The sequence below is a fragment of the Xiashengella succiniciproducens genome (assembly GCF_023674465.1).
Taxonomy (GTDB): Bacteria; Bacteroidota; Bacteroidia; order Bacteroidales; family Marinilabiliaceae; genus Geofilum; species Geofilum succiniciproducens.
In genome coordinates this window covers 602,472-627,456 of the sequence record NZ_CP098400.1, presented here as the reverse complement: position 1 = coordinate 627,456, position 24,985 = coordinate 602,472, and the positions used below count along the sequence as shown (strand labels likewise).

General features: G+C 45.1%; 17 protein-coding genes, 1 tRNA gene and 3 rRNA genes. 14 read left to right on the top strand and 7 right to left on the bottom strand.

Annotated elements, in window-relative coordinates:
- Positions 1-516 precede the first annotated feature (516 nt).
- The 4 genes from rrf to M9189_RS02615 all read right to left on the bottom strand — a co-directional run bounded on the left by rrf (position 517) and on the right by M9189_RS02615 (position 5,314).
- Positions 517-627: ribosomal RNA gene (rrf, locus tag M9189_RS02630) — 5S ribosomal RNA — on the bottom strand.
- 105 nt (positions 628-732) lie between these two features.
- Positions 733-3,557 (bottom strand): 23S ribosomal RNA (locus M9189_RS02625).
- Between the two features lie 79 nt (positions 3,558-3,636).
- Positions 3,637-3,710 (bottom strand) — tRNA-Ala (locus M9189_RS02620).
- A 78-nt stretch (positions 3,711-3,788) separates the two neighbouring features.
- A 16S ribosomal RNA gene (locus M9189_RS02615) occupies positions 3,789-5,314 on the bottom strand.
- The 16S, 23S and 5S rRNA genes sit together here with 1 tRNA gene alongside, the layout of an rRNA operon.
- A gap of 523 nt (positions 5,315-5,837) precedes the next feature.
- Here M9189_RS02615 and era point away from each other — a divergent pair.
- The 5 genes from era to M9189_RS02590 all read left to right on the top strand — a co-directional run bounded on the left by era (position 5,838) and on the right by M9189_RS02590 (position 9,891).
- Complete coding sequence (era, locus tag M9189_RS02610) at positions 5,838-6,719, top strand: GTPase Era (RefSeq protein WP_250724393.1); 882 nt, start codon at positions 5,838-5,840, stop codon at positions 6,717-6,719.
- A gap of 28 nt (positions 6,720-6,747) precedes the next feature.
- A complete protein-coding gene (der, locus tag M9189_RS02605) occupies positions 6,748-8,058 on the top strand; it encodes a ribosome biogenesis GTPase Der (RefSeq protein WP_250724392.1) in 1,311 nt (436 codons plus the stop codon).
- A 94-nt stretch (positions 8,059-8,152) separates the two neighbouring features.
- Positions 8,153-8,890 carry a hemerythrin domain-containing protein gene (locus M9189_RS02600; RefSeq protein WP_250724391.1) on the top strand — a complete coding sequence of 246 codons (738 nt, stop codon included), beginning with the start codon at positions 8,153-8,155 and terminating at the stop codon, positions 8,888-8,890.
- Positions 8,891-8,901: 11 nt separating this feature from the next.
- Positions 8,902-9,477, top strand: a complete 576-nt coding sequence (locus M9189_RS02595) for a response regulator transcription factor (RefSeq protein WP_250724390.1) — start codon at positions 8,902-8,904, stop codon at positions 9,475-9,477.
- 18 nt (positions 9,478-9,495) lie between these two features.
- Entirely contained in the window at positions 9,496-9,891 is a 396-nt protein-coding gene (locus M9189_RS02590; RefSeq protein WP_250724389.1) for an RDD family protein, read from the top strand.
- Between the two features lie 201 nt (positions 9,892-10,092).
- On the opposite strand, the gene M9189_RS02585 is transcribed toward M9189_RS02590, so the two are convergent.
- Together M9189_RS02585 and rlmH are read right to left on the bottom strand one after the other, a co-directional pair.
- On the bottom strand, positions 10,093-13,794 hold the full coding sequence (locus M9189_RS02585; protein WP_250724388.1) for a sensor histidine kinase: 3,702 nt from the start codon (positions 13,792-13,794) through the stop codon (positions 10,093-10,095).
- A gap of 147 nt (positions 13,795-13,941) precedes the next feature.
- On the bottom strand, positions 13,942-14,415 hold the full coding sequence (gene rlmH / locus M9189_RS02580; protein ID WP_250724387.1) for a 23S rRNA (pseudouridine(1915)-N(3))-methyltransferase RlmH: 474 nt from the start codon (positions 14,413-14,415) through the stop codon (positions 13,942-13,944).
- Positions 14,416-14,508: 93 nt separating this feature from the next.
- Between rlmH and M9189_RS02575 the strand changes: the two genes are divergently transcribed.
- From M9189_RS02575 to trpA, 9 genes are all read left to right on the top strand, one after another.
- Complete coding sequence (locus M9189_RS02575; protein ID WP_250724386.1) at positions 14,509-14,916, top strand: DUF4783 domain-containing protein; 408 nt, start codon at positions 14,509-14,511, stop codon at positions 14,914-14,916.
- A complete protein-coding gene (nadC, locus tag M9189_RS02570) occupies positions 14,909-15,754 on the top strand; it encodes a carboxylating nicotinate-nucleotide diphosphorylase (RefSeq protein WP_250724385.1) in 846 nt (281 codons plus the stop codon). Before M9189_RS02575 ends, nadC begins: the two co-directional genes overlap by 8 nt.
- Before the next feature lie 306 nt (positions 15,755-16,060).
- Positions 16,061-17,476 (top strand): anthranilate synthase component I family protein, encoded by a 1,416-nt coding sequence (locus M9189_RS02565; RefSeq protein ID WP_250724384.1) that lies wholly within the window; start codon positions 16,061-16,063, stop codon positions 17,474-17,476.
- 17 nt (positions 17,477-17,493) lie between these two features.
- Complete coding sequence (locus M9189_RS02560; RefSeq protein WP_250724383.1) at positions 17,494-18,072, top strand: anthranilate synthase component II; 579 nt, start codon at positions 17,494-17,496, stop codon at positions 18,070-18,072.
- Between the two features lie 11 nt (positions 18,073-18,083).
- The gene (trpD, locus tag M9189_RS02555) at positions 18,084-19,082 is read left to right on the top strand and encodes an anthranilate phosphoribosyltransferase (protein ID WP_250724382.1); all 999 of its coding nucleotides are present in this window, start codon (positions 18,084-18,086) and stop codon (positions 19,080-19,082) included.
- 13 nt (positions 19,083-19,095) lie between these two features.
- Entirely contained in the window at positions 19,096-19,893 is a 798-nt protein-coding gene (trpC, locus tag M9189_RS02550; protein WP_250724381.1) for an indole-3-glycerol phosphate synthase TrpC, read from the top strand.
- A gap of 2 nt (positions 19,894-19,895) precedes the next feature.
- Positions 19,896-20,537, top strand: coding sequence for a phosphoribosylanthranilate isomerase (locus M9189_RS02545; protein ID WP_250724380.1), 642 nt, complete (start codon positions 19,896-19,898; stop codon positions 20,535-20,537).
- Entirely contained in the window at positions 20,538-21,719 is a 1,182-nt protein-coding gene (gene trpB / locus M9189_RS02540) for a tryptophan synthase subunit beta (protein ID WP_250724379.1), read from the top strand.
- 1 nt (position 21,720) lies between these two features.
- The gene (gene trpA / locus M9189_RS02535) at positions 21,721-22,491 is read left to right on the top strand and encodes a tryptophan synthase subunit alpha (protein ID WP_250724378.1); all 771 of its coding nucleotides are present in this window, start codon (positions 21,721-21,723) and stop codon (positions 22,489-22,491) included.
- A 141-nt stretch (positions 22,492-22,632) separates the two neighbouring features.
- Here trpA and M9189_RS02530 read toward each other — a convergent pair whose 3' ends face one another.
- On the bottom strand, positions 22,633-24,789 hold the full coding sequence (locus M9189_RS02530) for an elongation factor G (protein ID WP_250724377.1): 2,157 nt from the start codon (positions 24,787-24,789) through the stop codon (positions 22,633-22,635).
- Between the last annotated feature and the right edge of the window lie 196 nt (positions 24,790-24,985).

The window sequence follows — 24,985 nt, the reverse complement described above, 5'->3', positions numbered from 1 at the left end:
CCAACCCTCAAACCAATTTCTTCCATTCAAAAACCCAATAACCTTCCCGACATTGATATGAACAACTTTTTCATCCTTCAGCCTGTTACAATAACATATAATCTCCTTTCCTAGTGAAGTTGGATGAGCATCTTAGTATTTATATAAAACCTTCAATTTCCTTGATACTTTACAAGGGTCTTCTGAAATACTCCTCTGTTAATATAAACCTTTGCCGCGATACCACCCTTGTCCCAGCCTGCATCACTATATATAAGTTCAAGAATTGAATCTGGAACCAAAACAGATGGGCGCATTCCAAAAATACCGGTAACAGCAGTAGAATGTACTTAGTACTACTTAACGTCTTTGCCACAATGTAATAAGGGGATTAAAAACATGATATATGGCAGGCAAAGTATAAAAATGGACTAAGGTAGAAATAAAAGAAGCAAAAAATAATAGACCCGGTGTGGGCTGGGATATACAACAAAAAAATAAGAGGCTGCCCTTTATCGGACAGCCTCTCTCTTGTAAGATGGGCGGCGACCTACTCTCCCGTTTTTACGCAGTACCATCGGCGCGGCAGGGCTTAACTTCTCTGTTCGGTATGGGAAGAGGTGGATCCCCTGCGCTATAGCCACCTAAATATCTTAGAGTTTGTACTCTCTCTTTGTTCATTGCTACAACCTTCGTCGTAGTGATATCTTAACATATTGATTACAAGATAAAGACTTGAGACTAAAATACCAGCTCTGAAAGTCTCGGGTAATTAGTACTGCTCGGCTTTGATGTTACCACCTTTATACCTGCAGCCTATCAACGTCATAGTCTTTAACGCCCCTTATATGGAGATCTAATCTTGAGACAGGCTTCGTGCTTAGATGCTTTCAGCACTTATCCCTTCCAAACATAGCTACTCAGCGCTGCACCTGGCGGTACAACTGATACACCAGAGGTTTGTCCATCACGGTCCTCTCGTACTAATGACAGGGTCTCTCAAATCTCCTGCGCCCACAACAGATAGGGACCGAACTGTCTCACGACGTTCTGAACCCAGCTCGCGTGCCACTTTAATCGGCGAACAGCCGAACCCTTGGGACCTTCTCCAGCCCCAGGATGTGACGAGCCGACATCGAGGTGCCAAACCGCCGCGTCGATGTGAGCTCTTGGCGGCGATCAGCCTGTTATCCCCGGAGTACCTTTTATCCTTTGAGCGATGGCCCTTCCATGCGGAACCACCGGATCACTATGCCCTAGTTTCCTACCTGTTCGACTTGTCGGTCTCACAGTCAAGCACCCTTGTGCCATTACACTCTACTGACGATTGCCAAACGTCATGAGGGTACCTTTGGGAGCCTCCGTTACTCTTTTGGAGGCGACCACCCCAGTCAAACTACCCACCAAGCAATGTCTCCCTCTCTCTGAGGGATTAGACTTCAGGCAAGTCAAGGGCCGTATTTCAACGGCGACTCCATGATACCTGGCGGCACCACTTCATAGTCTCCGGCCTATCCTACACATAACTTACCCAAAATCAATGCTAAGTTGCAGTAAAGGTTCACGGGGTCTTTCCGTCCCGTTGCGGGTAACCGGCATCTTCACCGGTATTACAATTTCACCGAGCTCACGGCTGAGACAGTGCCCAGATCGTTACACCATTCGTGCAGGTCGGAACTTACCCGACAAGGAATTTCGCTACCTTAGGACCGTTATAGTTACGGCCGCCGTTTACTGGGGCTTCAATTCAATGCTTTGGATTGCTCCTGACATCTCCTCTTAACCTTCCAGCACCGGGCAGGTGTCAGGCCATATACCTAATCTTTCGATTTTGCATAGCCATGTGTTTTTGTTAAACAGTCGCCTGGGCCATTTCTCTGCGTCCTGTCAATCGCTTAACAGGAACCCTTTCTCCCGAAGTTACAGGGTTAATTTGCCGAGTTCCTTAGCCGTGGATCACTCGAGCGCCTTAGTATACTCAACCCAACTACGTGTGTCCGTTTACGGTACGAGCCGTTATACTCGCTTTTCTCGGTACAAGATGCTTGCCTTCGCTTCGGCCGAAACCTAAGCTCAGCGTGCTATTCCGTCAGCACCCAGACATCTCTCTTATACGTCACTTTTGTTGTATAACGGGTACAGGAATATTAACCTGTTTGCCATCCACTTCCCCTAACGGGTACGTGTTAGGGCCCGACTAACCCTGATCCGATTAACGTTGATCAGGAATCCTTGGTCTTTCGGCGTGGGGGTTTCTCACCCCCATTATCGTTACTTATGCCTACATTTGCTTTTCCAGACGCTCCACAATACCTCACGATACTGCTTCGACGCTGACTGGAATGCTCCCCTACCAATGATACCTAAGTATCATTCCATAGCTTCGGTAGTATGCTTGATGCCCGATTATTATCCATGCACGGTCGCTCGACTAGTGAGCTGTTACGCACTCTTTAAATGAATGGCTGCTTCCAAGCCAACATCCTAGCTGTCTCTGCAACCATACCGCGTTTTCTTCAACTTAGCATACATTTGGGGACCTTAGCTGATGGTCTGGGTTCTTTCCCTCTCGGACACGGACCTTAGCACCCATGCCCTCACTCTCGAAAAACATTATCCAGCATTCGGAGTTTGTCAGGATTTGATAGGCGGTGAAGCCCTCGCGTCCTATCAGTAGCTCTACCTCTGGATAACTCTTAATCGAGGCTGCACCTAAATGCATTTCGGGGAGTACGAGCTATTTCCCAGTTTGATTGGCCTTTCACCCCTACCCACAGTTCATCCGAAAACTTTTCAACGTTTACCGGTTCGGTCCTCCATTTCGTGTTACCGAAACTTCAACCTGACCATGGGTAGATCACTAGGTTTCGCGTCTATCCCTGCCAACTTAGCGCCCTTTCAAGACTCGCTTTCGCTTCGGCTCCGTGTCTAACAACACTTAACCTCGCTGGCAAGGTATAACTCGTAGGCTCATTATGCAAAAGGCACGCTGTCACCCCAATAAAGGGCTCCAACAGTTTGTAAGCGCACGGTTTCAGGTACTATTTCACTCCCCTGTTAGGGGTGCTTTTCACCTTTCCCTCACGGTACTGGTTCACTATCGGTCTCTCAGGAGTATTTAGCCTTACCGGATGGTCCCGGCAGATTCACGCAAGATTCCTCGTGTCCCGCGTTACTCAGGATACTGCTCGTAATATCATACTTACGTGTACGGGACTTTAACCCTCTATGATGCAACTTTCCAGATGCTTCCACTTCGTATTAATATTATCTTTATGCAGTCCTACTACCCCAACCCTGCCTAAACAAGATTGGTTTGGGCTATTCCCGCTTCGCTCGCCGCTACTGGGGGAATCACTTTTGTTTTCTTCTCCTCCGCCTACTAAGATGTTTCAGTTCAACGGGTTTGCCTCCTGAATTGCTCCAGGATACCAGGCCTTCAACCTGGTGGGTTGCCCCATTCGGAGATCTGCGGATCACAGGTTATGTGCACCTCCCCGCAGCTTTTCGCAGCTTGTCGCGTCCTTCTTCGCCTCTGAGAGCCTAGGCATCCGCCGTGCGCTCTTCTTTACTTTCTTTAATGCTTTAGCATTTTTTTCCTCTAGTCTTTCTCTTGTAATTCAATATGTCAATGATCGTTTGTTGCAAAAGCAACTGTGGAGAATAAGGGAGTCGAACCCTTGACCTCCTGCGTGCAAGGCAGGCGCTCTAGCCAACTGAGCTAATTCCCCTTTTGATGCAATACTGTAGAAAGACCCTTCTGCATAATCCTTCTTTAAGTAAGGAAGATCTTTACTTAAGCTCTCCAGAAAGGAGGTATTCCAGCCACACCTTCCGGTACGGCTACCTTGTTACGACTTAGCCCCAGTCACCAGTTTTACCCTAGTACGCTCCTTGCGGTTACATACTTCAGGTACCCCCGGCTCCCATGGCTTGACGGGCGGTGTGTACAAGGCCCGGGAACGTATTCACCGCGCCGTGGCTGATGCGCGATTACTAGCGAATCCGGCTTCATGAAGTCGGGTTCCAGACTTCAATCCGAACTGAGACCAGCTTTCGAGATTGGCATCCCCTCGCGGGGTAGCGGCCCTCTGTACTGGCCATTGTAACACGTGTGTAGCCCTGGATGTAAGGGCCGTGCTGATTTGACGTCATCCCCACCTTCCTCACGGTTTACACCGGCAGTCCCGATAGAGTGCCCACCTTTACGTGATGGCAACTATCGGCAAGGGTTGCGCTCGTTATGGGACTTAACCCGACACCTCACGGCACGAGCTGACGACAACCATGCAGCACCTTGAAGAGTGTCCCGAAGGAAAAGCATCTTTCGACACCTGGCACTCCCCATTTAAACCCAGGTAAGGTTCCTCGCGTATCATCGAATTAAACCACATGTTCCTCCGCTTGTGCGGGCCCCCGTCAATTCCTTTGAGTTTCATCGTTGCCGACGTACTCCCCAGGTGGATTACTTAATGCTTTCGCTCAGTCACTAGCTATATATCGCTAACAACCAGTAATCATCGTTTACAGCGTGGACTACCAGGGTATCTAATCCTGTTTGATCCCCACGCTTTCGTGCCTCAGCGTCAGTAACAGCTTAGTAAGCTGCCTTCGCAATCGGCGTTCTGTGGTATATCTATGCATTTCACCGCTACACACCACATTCCGCCTACCTCAACTGTACTCAAGAACGGCAGTTTCAAAGGCAATGCTACAGTTAAGCTGCAGTATTTCACCCCTGACTTACAGTCCCGCCTACGCACCCTTTAAACCCAATAAATCCGGATAACGCTTGCATCCTCCGTATTACCGCGGCTGCTGGCACGGAGTTAGCCGATGCTTATTCATAGTATACTGGCAGACATCTACACGTAGATGTGTTTCTTCTACTATAAAAGCAGTTTACAACCCATAGGGCAGTCTTCCTGCACGCGACATGGCTGGTTCAGGCTTGCGCCCATTGACCAATATTCCTCACTGCTGCCTCCCGTAGGAGTCTGGTCCGTGTCTCAGTACCAGTGTGGGGGACCTTCCTCTCAGAACCCCTAGACATCGTAGCCTTGGTGAGCCGTTACCTCACCAACTAGCTAATGTCACGCATGCCCATCTATAACCTGTATCGCTACATTTAACTACTAATCCATGCGAATCAATAGTGTTATGCGGTGTTAATTCCCCTTTCAGGGAGCTATTCCCCAGTTATAGGCAGGTTGCATACGCGTTACTCACCCGTGCGCCGGTCGTCAGCGGTATTGCTACCCTGTTACCCCTCGACTTGCATGTGTTAAGCCTGTCGCTAGCGTTCATCCTGAGCCAGGATCAAACTCTTCGTTGTATGAAAAGTTTTTAAAAATATTATCTGGGCTCAATTCTAATCTTCCTCAAAGGAATTACGCTTTCCTGTCTTTTCTTTTTAGGTATTGCATCAATATTTTCAAAGATCGTTATTCTATTCACTAAGCACCTTGCCAAAATTTTTTGGAAAGCGGATGCAAAGATAAATCAGTTTTTTCGAACTTTCAAAACAAATTTCGATTTTTCATTAAAAATCTTTTTTTCGACTCAGTTGCAGGCCAAAAGCACCGTTATTCAACATTTGTACGCCTCATCGTTTTGAAAGCGGATGCAAAGATAAGGGGGAATTTCCTATGCTTCCAAATCTTTCTACACTTCTTTTGTGTTAAAAAAGATAAAGCACCTGATAATCACCAAAAATAATCCATTCACCAACACCTAAGTTTATTTGAAAATGGGTGAATAAACCATCAATTGTAGTAACTTTGCGGCGCGATTATTTCCCCCAGGGGGAATTAAACAAATTGATTAACAATAGAATAACAGAAAAACAAAGGCGGGATATGGGGCATAAAGCTGGATATGTAAGTATAGTTGGAAATCCAAATGTTGGAAAGTCAACACTTTCCAACCTCCTGGTGGGGGAAAGGCTTTCTATAATAACCTCCAAGGCTCAGACAACAAGGCACAGGATATTTGGAATCCTCAATAGTCCTGACTATCAAATTGTGTTTTCTGACACCCCCGGAGTACTGGAACCCAAGTACAAACTCCAAGAGGCAATGCTTAAGTTTAGCAAGTCGGCCCTGGCTGATGCAGATGCTATATTATACATAACTGATACTATTGAGACACCAGGAAAGAACTCTGACTTTATTAATGAAATCAATAAATCTGATACTCCGGTGCTTCTTGCAATAAACAAGGTCGACCTGTCCAATCAGGCTGATCTTGAGCAGCTTGTGTTACAATGGAAGGAACTTGTTCCAAAAGCTGAGATATTTCCGATCTCAGCCATTAAGAAGTTCAACACAGACAACCTTATGGCCCGGATTATGGAACTGATGCCGGAATCACCACCGTATTTTGATAAGGATGCACTCACCGATAAGCCCGAACGTTTTTTTGTATCGGAGATTATCCGTGAGAAGATCCTGCTATATTACCAGAAGGAGATTCCCTATTCTGTTGAAGTTGAGGTTGAAGAATTTAAGGAAGGGCCTGAGATTGTAAGAATCAGAGCCATCATACACGTGGCCCGTGAATCTCAAAAGGCAATAATCATAGGGCATCAGGGCAAGGCACTCAAGAAGACAGGAACTGAGGCAAGAAAAGAAATTGAAACCTTTCTGGGACGTAAGGTCTTCCTTGAGCTATTTGTCAAGGTCACTAAAGACTGGCGGGATAAGGATAATTTCCTTCGCAATTTTGGTTACGAATTATAATCACAACAAACATAAAATTTAAGAGAGTATGGCAAATATTGTCGCAATAGTAGGACGCCCCAACGTAGGAAAATCAACTCTGTTTAACCGCCTTACGGGACAGCGCCACGCTATTGTGGATGAAGTCAGCGGAGTTACCCGCGACCGATTATATGGGAAGTCCGTCTGGAATGGGGTTGAGTTTTCAGTGGTAGATACAGGTGGTTACGCAATCAACTCAGATGATATTTTTGAAGAATCAATTAGGGATCAGGTTACTATTGCAATAGAAGAAGCAGATATTCTGCTCTTCCTGGTGGATGTTACCACTGGACTGACTGATTATGATGAGATGCTTGCTGAGGTAATAAGGCGCTCCAACAAGCCTGCTTTTGTCGTGGTCAACAAAGTTGACACGGGCGAACGCCTGCCCGAAGCAGCTTACTTCTATTCACTTGGATTCAAAGAACTATTTACAATTTCATCTATCAACGGATTCGGAACAGGTGAATTGATGGATGCAGTTGTAGCTGCTTTACCTGAAAAGGAAGCCGGAGCAATTGAAGAAGAGCAATTACCCAGGTTTACTATCGTTGGAAGACCCAATGCAGGTAAATCATCACTTCTAAATGCTCTGACAGGCGAAGAAAGGAATATAGTAACTGATATACCTGGCACAACCCGTGATAGTATTCACACACTATACAACAAGTTTGGCCACAGGTTCCTCCTTGTCGACACTGCCGGAATCCGCAAGAAGGCAAGAGTAAAGGAAGATCTCGAGTTTTACTCGGTAATGCGTGCCATAAGGTCAATTGAAAACTCAGATGTATGTATCCTGATGGTGGATGCTACCCGCGGCTTCGAAGGTCAGGACCAGAAAATCTTCGGACTGGTGGAGCGTAACCGTAAGGGTATTGTAGTAGTGGTAAATAAGTGGGACCTTATTGAAAAGGACAGCAATTCAACCAAGAAGTTTGAAGCAGCAATACGTGAGCAGACAGCACCCTACACTGACTATCCTATAATCTTTACATCTGTCACCAACAAGCAAAGGATCTTCAAGGTAGTGGAAGAAGCTATGAGGGTTTATGAAAACAAAACCAGGAAAATCCCGACATCAAAACTCAACGAGTACTTCCTGCCGCTGATTGATGCTACTCCACCACCGGCAACAAAGGGTAAGTACATTAAGATTAAGTATATCTCACAACTTCCGACACAGCCACCATCCTTTGCATTCTTCTGCAACCTGCCGCAGTATGTTAAGGATCCATACAAGCGCTTCCTTGAAAATAAACTGAGGGAGAAATGGGATTTGTCGGGTGTGCCCGTCAATATCTTTATGAGGAAGAAATAATCTGAAGACTATATGCTCTGGTCAATAAATTGGTGCCTGATGGGGTAGTTATATAAACTTTTCTTATTTTTACCCAGTCTAAATAAGCGTCCTTATGAGTATTCATGCTGATATGAAAATGGCTGAACTTGTTCAGCTCAACTTTAATGTTCTGGCCGTAATACAGCGCCTTCAGATACCCTTCGGTTTCAAAGACAAAAGCGTAAGGACCATCTGTGAGGAGCAACAGATGCCTGTCACTTTCTTTATGGAACTGGTACACTGGTTTCTGGAACGTGAAAACTTTCCCCAGGAGCAGTTGATAAAGGGTGATGCAAAATGGCTAATTACATATCTGCACAATACTCACCAGTACTATCTGCATTTTCAGATACCTCGCATAGAAAAAGAAATTGAATATCTGGAACAGTTGTCGGGTATGCCCGACAACTCAGTACAGCTTATGCTTGGCTTTTTCAGGGAGTATATTAGAGAATTTACTGAGCATATAGAGGATGAGGAGAATACCACCTTCCCTTATATTCTGGCGCTGTCGGATGCAATAGAAGGACGTATGAGCAGGGAGACCTTCAATACCAGGTACAAGAATTATTCTATAGACAAGTATCTGGAACACCATAGTGATATAGAAGAAAAGGTATTTGATCTGCAAAGTATACTTCTGAAGCATTTACAGCCACAGATCAGCAGCATCCAGTTTACCAACCTGATACTTGAGATAAGCAGGCTTGGTAATGATCTTAAAGATCACACATTGCTTGAGGAGAACGTCCTTATACCTAAGGTGAGGCAGATGGAACGAGAGTATATTGCACAGAATAAAGGTTTATAACTGGCACCTCAATGATAAGAATCTTAGTAGCTGAACAATCCTATCTCCTGAGAAAAGGATTGATGCATATATTAAGGCAGTTTCCCGAAACCGGCGAAATTGAGATTCTGGGTTCTAACCTTGGAATTGAGGAGGTTATTCAGCATCTAGACCCGGATCTGCTAATTATTAATTCAAGTATTGCGACCACTTCAAATGATAAACCTTTGTCAGATGTAATACCTGAACACTGCAAAGTACTACATATTATTAATACTGCGCTTCCGCATGGTGCACCTGATAATCAGTTGTCCATATACGATTCGAAGGTTGCTCTTATGGAAAAGATATCAAACACTCTCAAGTCGATATCAGAAACCAAGAGTGTTCAGGAGTCGGAGGAACTGACTCCCCGCGAAAAGCTTATTCTAAAGCATGTAGCACTCGGAAAGACCAACAAAGAGATTGGGTCGGAATTATTTATCAGTACTCACACCGTTATTTCGCACCGCAAGAATATTACCCGGAAACTGGATATTAAAAGTGTATCCGGTCTTACAGTTTATGCCATTCTGAATGGTATAATCAGCATGGATGATATATCTTAGCGCCAAAATTTGCCAGAAATGCCAGCTTCAGGAATGACAACTCCTTCAACAGCTCCTTTAACAGAACGTATTATAGCGGCTGTTATTGATATAGTAATAGTTGCCGGTTTGTGCTTTTTCCCAAGAATAGGATGGATCCTTGGTCTGATCTATCATCTGGGTAAAGAATCCATGCCATTTATGAATGGTCAGAGTTGTGGAAAACATCTACTTAAAATAAAGGTAGTGAATATCCCTCAGCTGACTCCTATAACCGGTCAACATGAAAAGTCAGTTATCAGAGGTCTGGTAATGTTGATCCCGGTGCTTAACCTGATTGATCTGTGGTGGTTTGTAAGTCGCGGATACAGGCTGGCTGACAAGTGGGCTGAGACTACCGTAGTTTACTCCACTAAAGAGAATCAGGCCGACTAACAATTCAGTTGCAAAGCCCCGGCTTACTGTCCATATCAGCAGCACCAGAGCTTACTTTCACATAGACAACTAAAAAGTAATTTTCCACTGTTCCAATACCACAAACAGTTGGAACACAACTGCTACAAACAGGAAAGAAAATGTATTGGCAGAAGTCAACCTGCGCACAGATATGGATAGTATCTTCAGAAGACTCAACTACTATTTGCTGTCAGAAATCACGGGTAGTTCGACATAGAACACCGAACCTGTATTCTCCTCGGAGGTAAACCAGATACGTCCACCGGCATTCTCAACAGCTCTCTTTGAAATCGCCAATCCCAGACCCATACCTCCGGTCTTGGTAGTAAAGCTTGGCTCAAACAACTTGGTTCGTATCTCATCAGGAACTCCCTTACCATTATCCTTGATGGCAACGACAACTTTCTCATCGTCCCGACTTACTTCTATTTCTATCCGACCCTCACGATTGTCGGGTATTGACTGGATCGCATTCTTAATCAGGTTATTGAAAACACCTAATAGTTGTTCGCCGTCCGCCCTAACCTTGACAATATCTCCTGCCATATTAACCAGTACTACAGGTACGCTACCGGTATCACCAAATAGGGTGCGGCTATTCTCTATCTTCTCAATCAGGTTGATAACTTCTGACTTCTCGGGTGGCATCTGTGCAAAGCGGCTAAACTCAGAGGCAATTGACGACAGCGAATTGATCTGTTCTATCAGTGTATCAGTGACCTTCTTCAGATAGGCATCAAAATCCACCACATTATCTTTCCAGGCTCTTTGCAGGTATTGTATGCTGAGCTTCATGGGCGTCAACGGATTCTTGATCTCATGCGCAATCTGCCTTGCCATTTCCCTCCAGGCAAGTTCCCTCTCCGTACGTGCAAGTTTACCAGCACTGATAGTCAGCTCATCCACCATACGGTTGTACTCAGCTACCAGTTCACCAATCTCATCCTGCCCCTTGTAGTCAATCTTTTCATTCAGCCTGTCAAGCTTTATCTGAGATATCTTGGTTTGCAGTAGCAACAGTGGTCTGGTAATCTGACGAGAGAGGAACACTGCTATCAGAATGACAAGGAAGGAGAAGAGCAGATAGAAATTGACTATCGTGACAATTACTGAAGAAATCTCACTTCTCAGATCGTTATTACCAACGAAATAAGGCAGATTGAGAAAGCCTGACAGGCGATTGTTACTGTCTAGCAGCGGCACATAAAAGGAAATATACTTCATTGATCCTATCTGCTCCTCCTCAAGATGACTTACAGCCTCGGTGTATGCCAGGTTGTAATAAGCCTTTGGATTCATCTGGGTTCCTGCCAGTCCGCTCCTGAAAAGTTCCGGCCTGGAGGTTCCAATCAAAGTACCATCAACTCCATATAGATTAATATCGCAATAGAAAACTGTGGATATCATCTGAAGCTGATAGTTCAGATAATCCCCGGGGCTTGAGGTCTCGGGACCGTCAAGCCCTACCTTATATTCGAGCTCAAGCATTATTGACTGAACCTTGCTCTCGAGTAATTCAAGGTGCTTTTGCCTGTATTGTTTTACCGTATAATAGACTGTTCCCGTTGCCACAACAATAAGCATCAGCACCATAACCGCAACAAAGACAGTCTGTATCCTTTTCTGAATCGAAATCCTGAAAGAGAAGCCCTTGGACTGCCACTGCAACAGCAGAATTACAATTCCGGTGAGCAGAAAGAAGAAAAGGAAGAACAGAGAAAAGGCCATCAGTACATCAGTTACTGTGAAGTCCTTACGACTCAATAGTATTGTTGCATTTGGCGAAGGTTGATATACAAGATGAGAATAGTTACCTTCCTTTAGGAAAACCTTACTATATGGAACCGGGAAATAAGGATCAACCTGAGCCTTGTACATAAACTCTCCGGAGCGCTTGACCAGGCGACCGTCAAGGTATTTGGCATAGGAGTATTCCTCAAGCAGACGCATTTTAGCCAAATCACGGTCACTTACAAGCAATTCGGGATATCCAAGCCCTTCAAAGAACGGCTTGAAGTGCAATTCTATAAACAAAGTTGTCTCCCTTGCATCATCGTCGGGGAAGAATCTGAAAACCCCGAAGTACGAGGACTGTCCGTCATCATCATCCATAAAATAGAAGTGTGCACTACCTTCCAGAGGATAACCATAGTGCTCAATAAGCCCAAAGAAATACTCGTAACAGTTGCTCACTTCACCAGTCTGTTCTACCAGTAGATCGCCGCTTGGCCAACATGGAATTATCTGAATATCAAACCGGCGCCAGTAGCCATAGAAATAAAACTTCATCAGGTGGTTGGTGATGACCCCTGGATCGAGTTCCGGTTGCCCCATCAACCTCATCAGGGTAACATCGTTGGATATCTGTTTCTCGATTCCGGCAAGGTAGATTTCTGCAATGGGGTCCTCCTCTCTTAACAGCTGGAAAGACAGATTCTCGACAAGCAACTCCCTGTCACTCTCCTCCTTGCGAATTGTCATATCCATAAAGACCATACCCGCATATAGTGAGAATATCACAGCAATCCATGAGTATGATGTATAAGAAAGTCCCGACACAGTATTACGGGTGCTGTAAAGAAGAACCAACAATGTTGCTCCAAAAAACAAAAAGCACCAGTCGCTTTGCCCTACTCCAAGTCCCCTGAACACAAGAATATTTATAAGCATTACCGTGCCGGCAGCTATCAAGATATGAATACATGGTATGCGGATCAGAAAGCTCAGAACCAGCCTTTCGGCAATAAACACAAACGAAAGCAGCAATAGGGCGACGGCGAGATACCTGGACAGAATCACCAGGTCCAGGTCGGTAACCCTAATCAGAACCAGGTGTCCAGAAGAGTGAAGAGCAAGTGTGTAAAACAGACGATTGACAAATACCAGATATATTGAAGCCAAGCCCAGCATTACAATAAGCAGCAGGTATAATCCTGTCAGTCTGATTCTGTTTTCCGGAATGGGAAGTGTAAACCTGACAAACTTATAAAACCACAATCCAAGCGTAAAGAGTAAAAAAGACAGAAGGAGGAAATGCCCCATAGAAGGGAGCAAATTGGACACAGCAAAGTTGTGGGGAGAAAACAGCTCCGCCTGATTGAAATATCTGATTCCTATAACACAGATTAACAGGTAGTACAAACTTGAAAAAAGGGCCGCCACACCCACATATACCAGATTGGCGAATCTGGTGCCTCTAAACTGCTTCTGGATATTGAATGCAAACACCCAAAGTATAGCAATAGCAAGCAGCAAAAGTATGTCGGCCATTGCAGAAGCCTGGGAGGGCTTCTGCTTGAGTTCACCGGGGATAAGACTAAACAGATATTCCCCGTCAGTATCATTGATGGAGTAAGAGTTGGCAGTCAATTCGCGGCTTATCAACACTGTCGGGTCAAGTCCATAATTTGCCGGAAAGCCATTCTTTAGGAATCTGTTTTGATAGAGATACTCAGCCTTTAACAAAGAGAAGGCAACGACCAGTACATCCCCCTCCTGTCTAGAGGCTGTGAGGTACCATCCGTTTTCAAGCCTTACCAGATTCTGTTTGAAGTAGTGTGGATTGATGCCCTCGACAGGTAACAAATGATCGGTCCAGGCAACCAGTTCATAACCCTGGAAAACCAGGATACTTACTGACTTATAATTCAGAGAATCAATTGCACGCCAGAGTTCCTGGTGTGATGTAATGGTGCTGATATCGATTTTGCTGAGACAAGCCTTCATGCCTGCCCTTGCACTCTGAACAGCTTTTTCGGCTCTGCTGACGGAAAACTGAGATTCGGGCCTTCCTGCGTCAATATGCCGCAACACCAGTATCCCGGATAGCAGGATAACAAACAACAGCAAGGGCACATATAATGAGGAGGCTCGCTTAAGCATTTAATCAGATTTTCTTCAAGGTCAGGCTAATTTAATACAATTACCGTGCAAAACTGCAGTTCAGACGCGATTAATCTGCAAAACGGTTTCCGTTTGTAAGCCTTCCGGGTAATATCTACACAGAGGGATTTACATAGGTAAATAGCTTTAGTCGTGATGATAAGGCTCGTTGTTGAGTATTGAAAAGGCCCTGTAAAGCTGTTCTGCAAAGACCAGACGCACCAACTGGTGAGGAAAAGTCATCCGAGAAAGGCTAAGCTTATGATCGGCCCTTTTGTAAACAGAATCCGAAAAGCCATAGGCTCCACCGATAACAAAGAACAGTTTACGGCAACCAGAAAGCATCATTTTGTTGAGAAAGTCAGCAAACCCTCTTGAGCCAATCTCCATACCCCTTTCGTCGAGCAAAACCATTATATCACCAGGTGAAAGGAGTTTTAGGATGACCTCTCCCTCCTTTTCCTTAAGTACATTATCGGGCATTGCCGAACTTTTTTTTATGTCGGGAATCACAATTGTCTGAAACGGTGTATAGCGCTCTATACGACGCAAGTAGTGTTCCAGACCCGTGTTAAGCCAGGACTCATCCGTCCTGCCTACCATAACCAAATGACATTTCATTACGTATAAAGGTTAACTTTGTCCTGGCAAAAATAGATTATGTTTTTTTGGCACGGAATTTTCTGTCAGGCAATTATAACTAAACATTATCTGATGAAAACACTTAAACGGATTTTAGTGGTAAGCCTTATCGCTGCGTTGGCGAATGCTGCAGCCGTAGCACAGAATTCCGGAAGGCTTCCAGACGGAATAAGCAATGCCACAAGGTCAGGTGATGCTTATGAACTGGCTGAATACTTCAACGACAGGGTGGAACTGGTTCTACCCGAGAAGTCAGGTGTGTTCAGCAGGGAACAGGCACAATTCATGATGAAGGACTTCTTTGCCAAATATCCGGCTTCTTCCTTTCAGGTGATACACCAGGGAGAGAGGGAAAATGCTACCTTTGCAATCGGACGTTATAGCTATGACCGTGGTCAGTTCCGACTCTTGTTTCTGATCCGCAATAGCGATGGACGTGCCCTCATTCACCAGTTAAGAGTCGAGAAACAAGATGAATAAACACTTACTCAAAGAATTTATTGAAAATGCCATAAGGGAAGATGTTGGTGATGGCGACCACTCCACCCTTGCTTCAATACCAGAAAACGCCACCGGTAAGGTTCAGCTCCTCGTTAAGGAAGCCGGTATACTGGCCGGCGTCGATATTGCTGCAGATGTTTTCAGACTTCTGCAGCCTGACATTGTTTTTGAGAAATTTCTCGAAGACGGTACAAGAATCAAACCCGGAGATATTGCTTTTAAGGTAGAAGGACGAGTACATACCCTTTTAGAAGCCGAGCGTCTGGTGCTTAACATTATGCAGCGTATGAGCGGTATAGCCACTGCAACCAGCGTTTATGCCGACAAACTGGCAGGACTCCATACCAAGGTGCTCGACACAAGAAAGACCACTCCCGGAATGCGTATGCTTGAAAAGGAAGCTGTCCGCATTGGCGGTGGAACCAACCACAGAATGGGTCTATATGATATGATAATGCTCAAGGACAATCATATAGACTTTGCCGGAGGCATAGAGAAGGCTATCAAGGCAGTACAAGACTACCTGAAGAATAAGGGTAAAGACCTGAAGATCGAGATAGAGGTTCGCAATATGGACGAACTGAAGGAAGTTCTCCGTGTTGGCGGAGTACACAGGATTATGCTAGATAACTTCGATATCCCTACAACCCGCGCAGCAGTAGAGATGATCGCAGGCAGGTACGAGACCGAGTCATCGGGCGGTATTACATTGGATACACTGCGTGACTATGCCGAAACAGGTGTCGATTTTATTTCAGTGGGAGCTCTGACTCACCATATCAGGAGTCTGGACCTCAGCCTCAAGGCTATAAACTAATCAACATCAATATCTTACCGCACATTACCGAGGTGCAGCATGAAAATTAAAAGAAAAAAAGCGCGTTTGGATTTTGCTTTTTAATTTTTCCTTGCGTAAAATTGCAAATATCAAAGCAGATATTATGTCAAGAATAGTTCGCAATAATTTTTGGTGGTGGCGCACTTCTTTTTCCGACATCGGGAGATGAAGCGGTGCACTTATGTATTATAGCGAAGCTTAAATAAATACAAAGGCCTGTCGGAATCCCCGACGGGCCTTTTTTGTTTTACTCATTTTGTACAGCAAATTCTTAAACCATAACATATGAGAACTTATTCTATCAAAGTGAATTACAGGCGTATACCTCCTCATATAGGTGATGTAGTTACTCCGGTAAGTCTTTATCTTACCCTGCGTGACCTATATCCCAACACAATACTGCTTGAGAGTTCCGATTATCATGGCAGTACCAACTCACTTTCCTTTGTTTGTTTCGAGCCGATGGCAGGCTTTATTGTTGATAATGAGCAGGTCATTTGCCGTTTCCCAGATAGTCAAACAAGTACTGCAACCATACCGGCAGAGAAGTCCCTACCCGACCAGCTTCAGGACTTTATTAGCAGTATTAAGGCTGATCCGGGCGATTGCCCTGTCAACGCAACAGGGCTATATGGCTATACCAGTTATGATGCAGTAAGGTATTTTGAGAATATATCACTTGATATAGATACTACGCGCACCTATTCGATTCCGGATATGCGCTATCATATGTACCGCACGGTGATAGCCTTCAACCACTTCAATAACCAGATGTATCTGATAGAGCATCTCTATGGTGATGACCAGAGCAGGTATGAGGAACTGCTGAATATTTTGAAGAATCGCACCGTTCCATCCTTCCGCTTCACAGCAAATGGTGTTGAGGAATCACCAATCAGTGACTCCGAATATATGGCAATGGTCAACAAAGGCAAGGAACACTGCTACAGAGGAGATGTGTTCCAGATAGTTCTCGCACGCCAGTTTTCTCAGACCTTTAAAGGCGATGAATTCAATGTATATCGAGCACTGCGCAATATCAACCCCTCGCCCTATCTGTTCTACTTCGATTATGGAAACTACCGTCTCTTTGGTTCCTCACCAGAAAGTCAGTTAAAAATATCAAAAGGCAAAGCAAGTATAAATCCTATTGCCGGAACATTCAGAAGGACAGGTAATGACCTTGAGGATCTCAGACTTGCAGAAGCTCTTGCCAAAGACCCGAAAGAAAATGCAGAGCACGTGATGCTTGTTGACCTGGCACGTAATGACCTTGGGCGTAACTGTTCAGAAGTAGAAGTCAGAACATACAAGGAGATACAGTATTACAGCCATGTGCTCCACATGGTATCTGAGGTAACAGGAAAACTAAAACCCGGAGCCTCTACCACCCGTGTAATGGCTGACACCTTTCCTGCAGGTACTCTCTCGGGTGCTCCTAAATTCAAGGCTATGGAACTAATCAACCGTTACGAACCACAGCAAAGAGGTTTCTATGGTGGATGTATCGGACAGTTGGGCCTTGACGGAAGTTTTAATCAGGCTATTACAATACGTTCCTTCCTCAGTAAGAGTAATGTACTCTATTATCAGGCCGGAGCCGGCATAGTAGCCGACTCCGTCGACCGCAACGAGCTCAATGAGGTCAACAACAAACTGGGAGCACTCAAACGTGCTATAGACCTTGCTCAGGAATTCTAACCGAAAAACTCACAGTCATGAAAATATTAGTTTTAGACAATTACGACTCCTTTACCTACAACCTGGTTCACTATATCGAAGAACTCTCAGACGCCAAGGTTGACGTATTCCGCAACGACAAGATTACTGTTGAGCAGGCAGCTGCCTACGACAAGATAGTACTCTCACCCGGTCCAGGTATCCCTGACGAGGCAGGGATACTTAAGTCCCTGATTGCAGGACTGGCACCAACACATAGCATACTTGGTGTATGCCTGGGCTGTCAGGCAATTGCCGAGGTATTTGGTGGAAACATTTCCAACCTGTCGAAGGTTTATCATGGAGTGGCTACACCAATCAAGGTGCTTGACAGAAAAGAGAAACTTTTTGACAGCCTGCCGGATACCTTTCTGGCCGGACGTTACCACTCATGGGTGGTAAATGAGAAGGGACTGCCTGGGGAACTGGCTATTACAGCCAAAGATGAGGCCGGGAATATAATGGGTATCAGGCATACCCGCTATGATGTCAGGGGAGTACAGTTTCACCCCGAATCAGTACTTACCGAACACGGCAAGACTATGCTGAAGAACTGGTTAGATGTCAAACAAAACTAAACCCTGAGGTCATGCTTCAACCAATATTAAAATCCCTGTTCAACTACCAGACTCTTACAAGGGAACAGGCTCGCGAGGTACTGATTAATATTACCAGCAACAGCTATACGCAGTCGGAGGTTGTTGCCTTCCTGTCAGTTTATATGATGAGGACTGTTACAGTTGAGGAACTGTCGGGATTTCGTGACGGACTGCTTGAACAGCGTCAGCCCCTGGACTTGTCGGAGTTTAATACTGTAGACCTCTGCGGTACTGGTGGTGACGGCAAGAATACCTTCAACATATCAACACTGGCATCATTTATAGTGGCTGGTGCGGGAGTCAAGGTCGCAAAGCACGGTAACTACGGAGTAAGTTCCGGATGCGGCTCTTCCAATGTACTCGAGAGTCTCGGCTATAAGTTTACCAACGATGCCGACCTGCTCAGAAGACAGCTCGACAAGGCTGGAATCTGCTTCCTCCATGCTCCGCTCTTCCACCCGGCAATGAAGGCTGTGGGTCCTATACGCAAGGAGCTAGGTATCAAGACCTTTTTTAATATGCTTGGCCCCCTTGTTAACCCGGCAAGACCAAATAGTCAGATGGTGGGCGTGTACAGTCTCGAGCTGGCACGGATATACCAGTATCTGCTTCAGCAGGAAAATATCAGTTTTACTGTAGTCCACAGTGTGGACGGTTATGATGAGATATCACTTACCGGACCCTTTAAGATAATAACCCAGGATGGAGAGAGGCTTATGGAGGCTTCTGATATGGGCATGGCAGTCAACTCACCAGCAGCAATAGCCGGTGGTGAAAGTGTAGAAAGCGCAACTGAAATCTTCCTGAAGATAATCGGAGGGAAGGGAACAGAAATACAAAACAATGTTGTAACAGCAAATGCAGCATGGGCAATTAAAAGCAACAGGCCGAATCTAAGCATTTGGGAATGTATAGCAATGGCAAGCGAAAGTCTTTACTCAGGTAGAGCTGCCGCTGCACTTAAAACTCTGTTGGATACACAAAACTAAAACAAGCATTGACATGAACATACTCGATAAAATAGTAGCACACAAAAGGAAGGAAGTAGAAGAAAGAGCTGAAAGAGTTCCTCTGAAACAGCTGGAATACTACCGCCACTATGACATAAGCAGACCTTCATTCAGCAAGGCAATCAGGGAGAGTGATACTGGTATTATAGCAGAGTTTAAAAGACGATCTCCATCCAAGGGGGATATAAATCCCGGAGCAGTTGCGGCCAAGGTTGCTCCCGGCTATGAGAATGCAGGTGCAGCCTGTATGTCGGTATTGACTGACAGTGAGTTTTTCGGTGGAAATAACGATGACCTTACCTCTGCCCGTGACGCTTGTTCACTACCCATTATCAGAAAGGAATTTATAATAGATCCCTATCAGATATATGAAGCAAGGGCCATCGGTGCCTCTGCCATACTACTGATTGGTGCAATCCTGGATCGCAGGCAGACTCTGGATCTGGCAACGCTTGCCAACTCCCTGGGACTTGAGGTGCTGTTTGAGATACACGAGGAAAAAGAACTCGACCTTCTCAACAGTTTTATTCAGCTAGTAGGTATCAACAATCGCAATCTCAAGACCTTCGAAGTAGATATAGATCAATCAATGCGCCTTGCTGCAAGACTTCCCAAAGAAATGCTAGCTGTCGCAGAAAGCGGTATAAGTTCCCCTGACGAATACATTGCTCTCAGAGAGGCAGGTTTCAAGGGCTTTCTGATGGGTGAATATTTTATGAAACACAGCGATCCCGCTGCAGTATGCAGGGACTTTTGTGAGACTGTAAGGTCTAAAATCACAATAGCTTAATCATGCTAATCAAAGTGTGCGGTATGCTTGAGCCGGAAAATATCAGGCAGCTAAGTACCCTAAAACCCGACCTTATAGGCTTTATCTTCTTTCCGGGTTCACCCCGCTATGCAGCGAGCAAGCTGGATCCCGGGGTAGTTAAGGAACTTCCGGCTGACATCACCAAAACAGGGGTCTTTGTTAATGCAGGTTACGAGGAAATAGTAAAGACTGCTGGATTATTCGGGCTGAATGCCGTGCAGCTGCATGGTGCGGAAAGTCCTGAGATGTGCCGCAGCCTAAAGGCTGCCGGCTTCAAGGTTATCAAAGTTTTTCACCCGAAGACGCAAGAAGATATTACAGCCTGTGCTGCTTACGAAGGACTGTGTGACTTTTTTCTTTTCGACACAGCATCCAAAGCACACGGAGGAAGCGGTAGGAAGTTTGACTGGAGCCTTATCGGAAAATACAAAGGGAGTACACCATTCCTGTTAAGCGGTGGCATTGGTCCCGGAGATGAAGAAATGATCAGTCGTCTGCAACTGCCCCTGCTAACTGGAATTGACCTGAACAGTCGTTTTGAAACTGCACCGGGATTAAAGGATATTGAGCATCTGAGGATCTTTATTGAACATATTAGGAAGCTAACTAAAACCCAAGTATAAATGTACCAGGTTGACGAAAAAGGCTTTTACGGCCAATTTGGAGGGGCATACATACCCGAAATGCTTATTCCAAATATTGAAGAACTTAAGCGCCTGTACCTTAAAATACTGGAATCCCAGTCGTTTAAGACAGAATATCACAGGCTTTTACGGGACTATGCGGGACGTCCGTCTCCACTTTTCAAGGCAGAGCGTCTGTCACAGAAATATGGAGCCAATATCTGGCTCAAGCGGGAGGATCTGAACCACACAGGCAGTCATAAACTCAATAACACAATTGGTCAGATACTGCTTGCAAAGGAGATGGGTCGTAGCAGAATTATAGCAGAGACCGGTGCAGGACAGCATGGCGTGGCAACAGCTACGGTATGTGCCCTGATGGGACTACAATGTGTAGTATATATGGGAGCCACGGATATTGAGCGTCAGGCACCCAATGTGGCCAGGATGAGAATGCTTGGTGCCGAAGTAAGACCGGCATTGTCGGGTAACCAGACCCTCAAGGATGCTACCAATGAGGCTCTACGCGACTGGATCAGTAATCCCACCGACACCTTCTATCTTATTGGATCGGTAGTCGGACCTCATCCCTATCCCGACCTAGTTGCCCGTTTGCAGGCAATAATCAGCGAAGAAATAAAGCAACAACTCAGTGAGAAATGCGGGACCGAATACCCTGACTATGTTATAGCCTGTGTAGGTGGCGGCTCAAATGCAGCAGGAAGTTTTTATCACTTCATGGATCACAAAGATGTGAAACTGATAGGTACCGAAGCTGCAGGCAAGGGCCTGGACAGTGGCGAGACTGCTGCTTCAATAGCAAGAGGGGAGCCGGGCGTGATACACGGAAGTTATACCTACCTGATGCAGGATGATGATGGTCAGATAATAGAGCCCTATTCGGTGTCAGCCGGCCTTGACTATCCAGGTATTGGACCACTGCATTCCTCCCTAAAAGAAAGCAGAAGAGCTGAATATATCTCCATAACTGATCAGGAGGCCCTGGATGCGGCTTTGGAACTGACACGAATGGAAGGAATAATTCCGGCTCTGGAATCGGCTCACGCCCTCGCGGCACTTGCAAAACTCAGTTTCCGGAAAAGCGACAATGTAGTAGTAACAATCTCAGGTCGTGGAGACAAGGATATGAGCACCTATATGAAATACTTTAAGCTTGCCTAAAATGAACAGATTCGAGAGTCTATTCAAAAGCAGAAAAGATCTGCTTTCTATATATTTTACAGCCGGATATCCCGCACTTAATGATACCATGGTCATCCTCAAGGCACTGCAGGAAGCAGGAGTCGACTTCGTTGAGATTGGCATTCCCTTTTCAGATCCTCTGGCCGATGGCCCGGTAATCCAGGGAAGTGGCAACCAGGCCCTCAAAAACGGGATGAACCTAAAGCTGCTATTCAGACAGCTTAAAGATATGCGCAAAGAGATCACCATGCCGGTGACCCTGATGGGTTATATTAATCCTGTGCTAAAATATGGAATAGAGAAGTTTGTAGCAGACTGTGCTGCTGTTGGTGTTGACGGGGTGATAATACCTGACCTGCCCTTTGAAATGTACATTGAAAAATACAAAGTGCTTTTTGAAAGCAAGGGCATAGCCAATATCTTTCTGATAGCTCCACAAACACCAGAGGAAAGAGTAAGAAAGCTGGACCAATATGGTAGCGGTTTTCTATACATGGTCTCCTCAGCCGCCGTTACTGGTGCAAAAAGTTCTCTAAGCCCAAGCCAGATATCCTATTTCGAACGCATACGAGATATGAAGCTTAAGAGTCCAAGAGTAGTAGGCTTTGGAATAAGCAATAAGGAGACATATGAGGGAGTATGCAAATATGCTGACGGAGCAATAATAGGAAGTGCATTTGTAAAACTGCTTGAAAACAGCAGCGATCTGCGAGGAGATATCCTGAAGTTTGTTAAATCTATAAAGGGATAACCAAACGAAATCTACCTAAGCCTGAAAAAAAGCTGCCGCACGGTCGTGTGCGGCAGTTTTATTTTGACGAAAGCCCCCCTTGTACTCCTGTATCCGTCTGCAAACAATCCAGATACATGCAAAGGATTGCTTAGGCAGGAATTAGTCTTCTTTTTCCACTGCCTTGTACTCTGTAAGGAGTTGTTCCTGTACTTCCGGTGGAACCCTCTCGTAGCTGGCAAATTTCATTGAATAGAAACCACGGCCTCCGGTTATTGAGCTTAGAGAAGTAGAGTACCTGTTCATTTCCTTGAGAGGCACCTTAGCACGAATAACCTCGAAGCCCTTTTCACTTTGCATACCTTCAATAATTGCACGACGCCCCTGAAGGTCACTCATTACATCACCCATCCATGCTGATGGTACTCTGACCTCAACATCATAGATTGGTTCAAGAATCTTGGGGCCAGCTTCTCGGAAGGCAGTACTGAAGGCATTACGTCCGGCTAGCTTAAATGAGATTTCATTGGAGTCAACCGGGTGCATCTTACCATCATAGACACAAACTCTGATATCACGGGCATAGGAACCGGTAAGAGGACCTTCCTCCATCTTTTCCATAATTCCTTTTAGAATTGCAGGCATAAAGCGGGCATCAATAGAACCACCAACGATACAGTTGTAGAAAACAAGTTTCCCACCCCAGGGTAATTTGATTTCCTCAACACCCTTGACATTCATCTTGAATTCCTGACCATTAAACTTATATGTTGTAGGTTCTGGCATCCCTTCGAAATAGGGTTCAATGATAAGGTGAACCTCACCAAATTGTCCGGCACCACCAGACTGCTTTTTGTGGCGATAGTCGGCACGGGCTTGTTTTGTGATGGTTTCACGGTATGGAATCCTGGGTTCATAAAATGTTATTGGCAACTTATCATTATTTTCGATACGCCACTTCATAATATTGAGGTGGAACTCACCCTGACCCGAAACAATAATCTGCTTAAGTTCCTTTGAGTACTCAGCCCTGATTGTTTGGTCTTCTTCCTGAATACGGTTAAGTATTTCGCTAAGTTTTTCATCATCCGACTCATTGACAGGCTTGATAGCAACCCTGTATTTGGGATTTGGATAGGTAATTGGATTGAATACATAGTCGCAACCCTTACCATTGAGAGTATGGTTGGTCTTGGTCTCTTTTAGTTTTACAGTAGCACCGATATCACCTGCCACCAATTCGCTTACTTTAATACGGTTGTTACCTGCCACCCAGAACAACTGTGCCATTCTTTCCTTGGCATCTTTGTTCATATTGATAAGGTCATCCCCTTCCTTAACACGGCCTGACATAACCTTGAAATAGCTTACTTCACCAATGTGAGGCTCAACGCTTGTCTTGAAAACAAACAAAGATACAGGGCCATCAGGATTGGGCTCAACTTCAACACCGTCTTTTGTACTAGGCTTCGGCATCTCAGAAACAAAAGGAACAATATTTCCAAGGAATTCCATAAAGCGACGTACACCCATATCCTTTTCAGCCGATACGCAGAAGATAGGAAAGAGATTACGGGCAATCATTCCCTTACGCATACCTTTGCGCATTTCATCTTCATCAAGAGAACCCTTTTCAAAGAACAGCTCCATCAGGCTCTCATCATTCTCTGCTGCTGCCTCAACAAGAGCATTGTGCAGTTCGTCGGCCTTGTCCTTCTCACTCGCAGGAATTTCAAGCACTTCAGGTGCACCTCCTTGAGGACCCCACTTGTACATCTTCATCTTCAGTACGTCAACCACTGCATTGAACTCAGGACCGATATTGACGGGATACTGAACTATAATAGCCTTATTGCCGAAAGATTCGTGAATTGACTCCACACTAGTCTCATAGTTTGCTTTTTCGTGGTCAAGCTGGTTAATCAGAAAAATTACCGGCTTGTGATATTGTTCGGTATATCTGAAAAGGTTTTGTGTGCCTACTTCAACACCCTGAGTAGCGTTTATCAGCATTATTGCTGTATCAGTAATATTGAGAGACGTGATTGCTCCATTGATGAAGTCATCGGAACCGGGGCAGTCAATAATATTCAGTTTTTTTCCCAACCATTCTGTGTAAAGCACGGAAGAAAACACCGAGAAACCATATTCGTGCTCTACTCTGTTATAATCCGATACCGTGTTATTACTTTTTACATCACCTCTGCGATTTATAACACCACCCTCAAAGAGCATAGCTTCAGCGAGGGTGGTTTTACCCGAGCCGCTGCTACCAAGCAGCGATATGTTCTTGATTTGATCAGTCAGATATACCTTCATGACGTAAGTATTTAGAAAGGTTAAAAACTCAGTGATTCAAAACTGACATAAAGTATGTCATTCCCTCAAAATTAATAATATTCTCCAAAGTACCAACCGGAAGCTATTAATGTTGATTGAGCTATTTTGGGGTTTTTTATATTTTTTATTTCAGATGTTGATTTTATCGCCACTTATTGAATATGTGATATGATGT

Coding starts and splice junctions, on each gene's coding strand:
- trpC (WP_250724381.1), top strand. CDS start 19,096: ATGAACATACTCGATAAAATAGTAGCACACAAAAGGAAGGAAGTAGAA.
- trpB (WP_250724379.1), top strand. CDS start 20,538: ATGTACCAGGTTGACGAAAAAGGCTTTTACGGCCAATTTGGAGGGGCA.
- M9189_RS02560 (WP_250724383.1), top strand. CDS start 17,494: ATGAAAATATTAGTTTTAGACAATTACGACTCCTTTACCTACAACCTG.
- era (WP_250724393.1), top strand. CDS start 5,838: ATGGGGCATAAAGCTGGATATGTAAGTATAGTTGGAAATCCAAATGTT.
- trpD (WP_250724382.1), top strand. CDS start 18,084: ATGCTTCAACCAATATTAAAATCCCTGTTCAACTACCAGACTCTTACA.
- M9189_RS02590 (WP_250724389.1), top strand. CDS start 9,496: ATGCCAGCTTCAGGAATGACAACTCCTTCAACAGCTCCTTTAACAGAA.
- M9189_RS02585 (WP_250724388.1), bottom strand. CDS start 13,794: ATGCTTAAGCGAGCCTCCTCATTATATGTGCCCTTGCTGTTGTTTGTT.
- M9189_RS02545 (WP_250724380.1), top strand. CDS start 19,896: ATGCTAATCAAAGTGTGCGGTATGCTTGAGCCGGAAAATATCAGGCAG.
- M9189_RS02575 (WP_250724386.1), top strand. CDS start 14,509: ATGAAAACACTTAAACGGATTTTAGTGGTAAGCCTTATCGCTGCGTTG.
- M9189_RS02565 (WP_250724384.1), top strand. CDS start 16,061: ATGAGAACTTATTCTATCAAAGTGAATTACAGGCGTATACCTCCTCAT.
- trpA (WP_250724378.1), top strand. CDS start 21,721: ATGAACAGATTCGAGAGTCTATTCAAAAGCAGAAAAGATCTGCTTTCT.
- M9189_RS02600 (WP_250724391.1), top strand. CDS start 8,153: ATGAGTATTCATGCTGATATGAAAATGGCTGAACTTGTTCAGCTCAAC.
- der (WP_250724392.1), top strand. CDS start 6,748: ATGGCAAATATTGTCGCAATAGTAGGACGCCCCAACGTAGGAAAATCA.
- M9189_RS02595 (WP_250724390.1), top strand. CDS start 8,902: ATGATAAGAATCTTAGTAGCTGAACAATCCTATCTCCTGAGAAAAGGA.
- M9189_RS02530 (WP_250724377.1), bottom strand. CDS start 24,789: ATGAAGGTATATCTGACTGATCAAATCAAGAACATATCGCTGCTTGGT.
- nadC (WP_250724385.1), top strand. CDS start 14,909: ATGAATAAACACTTACTCAAAGAATTTATTGAAAATGCCATAAGGGAA.
- rlmH (WP_250724387.1), bottom strand. CDS start 14,415: ATGAAATGTCATTTGGTTATGGTAGGCAGGACGGATGAGTCCTGGCTT.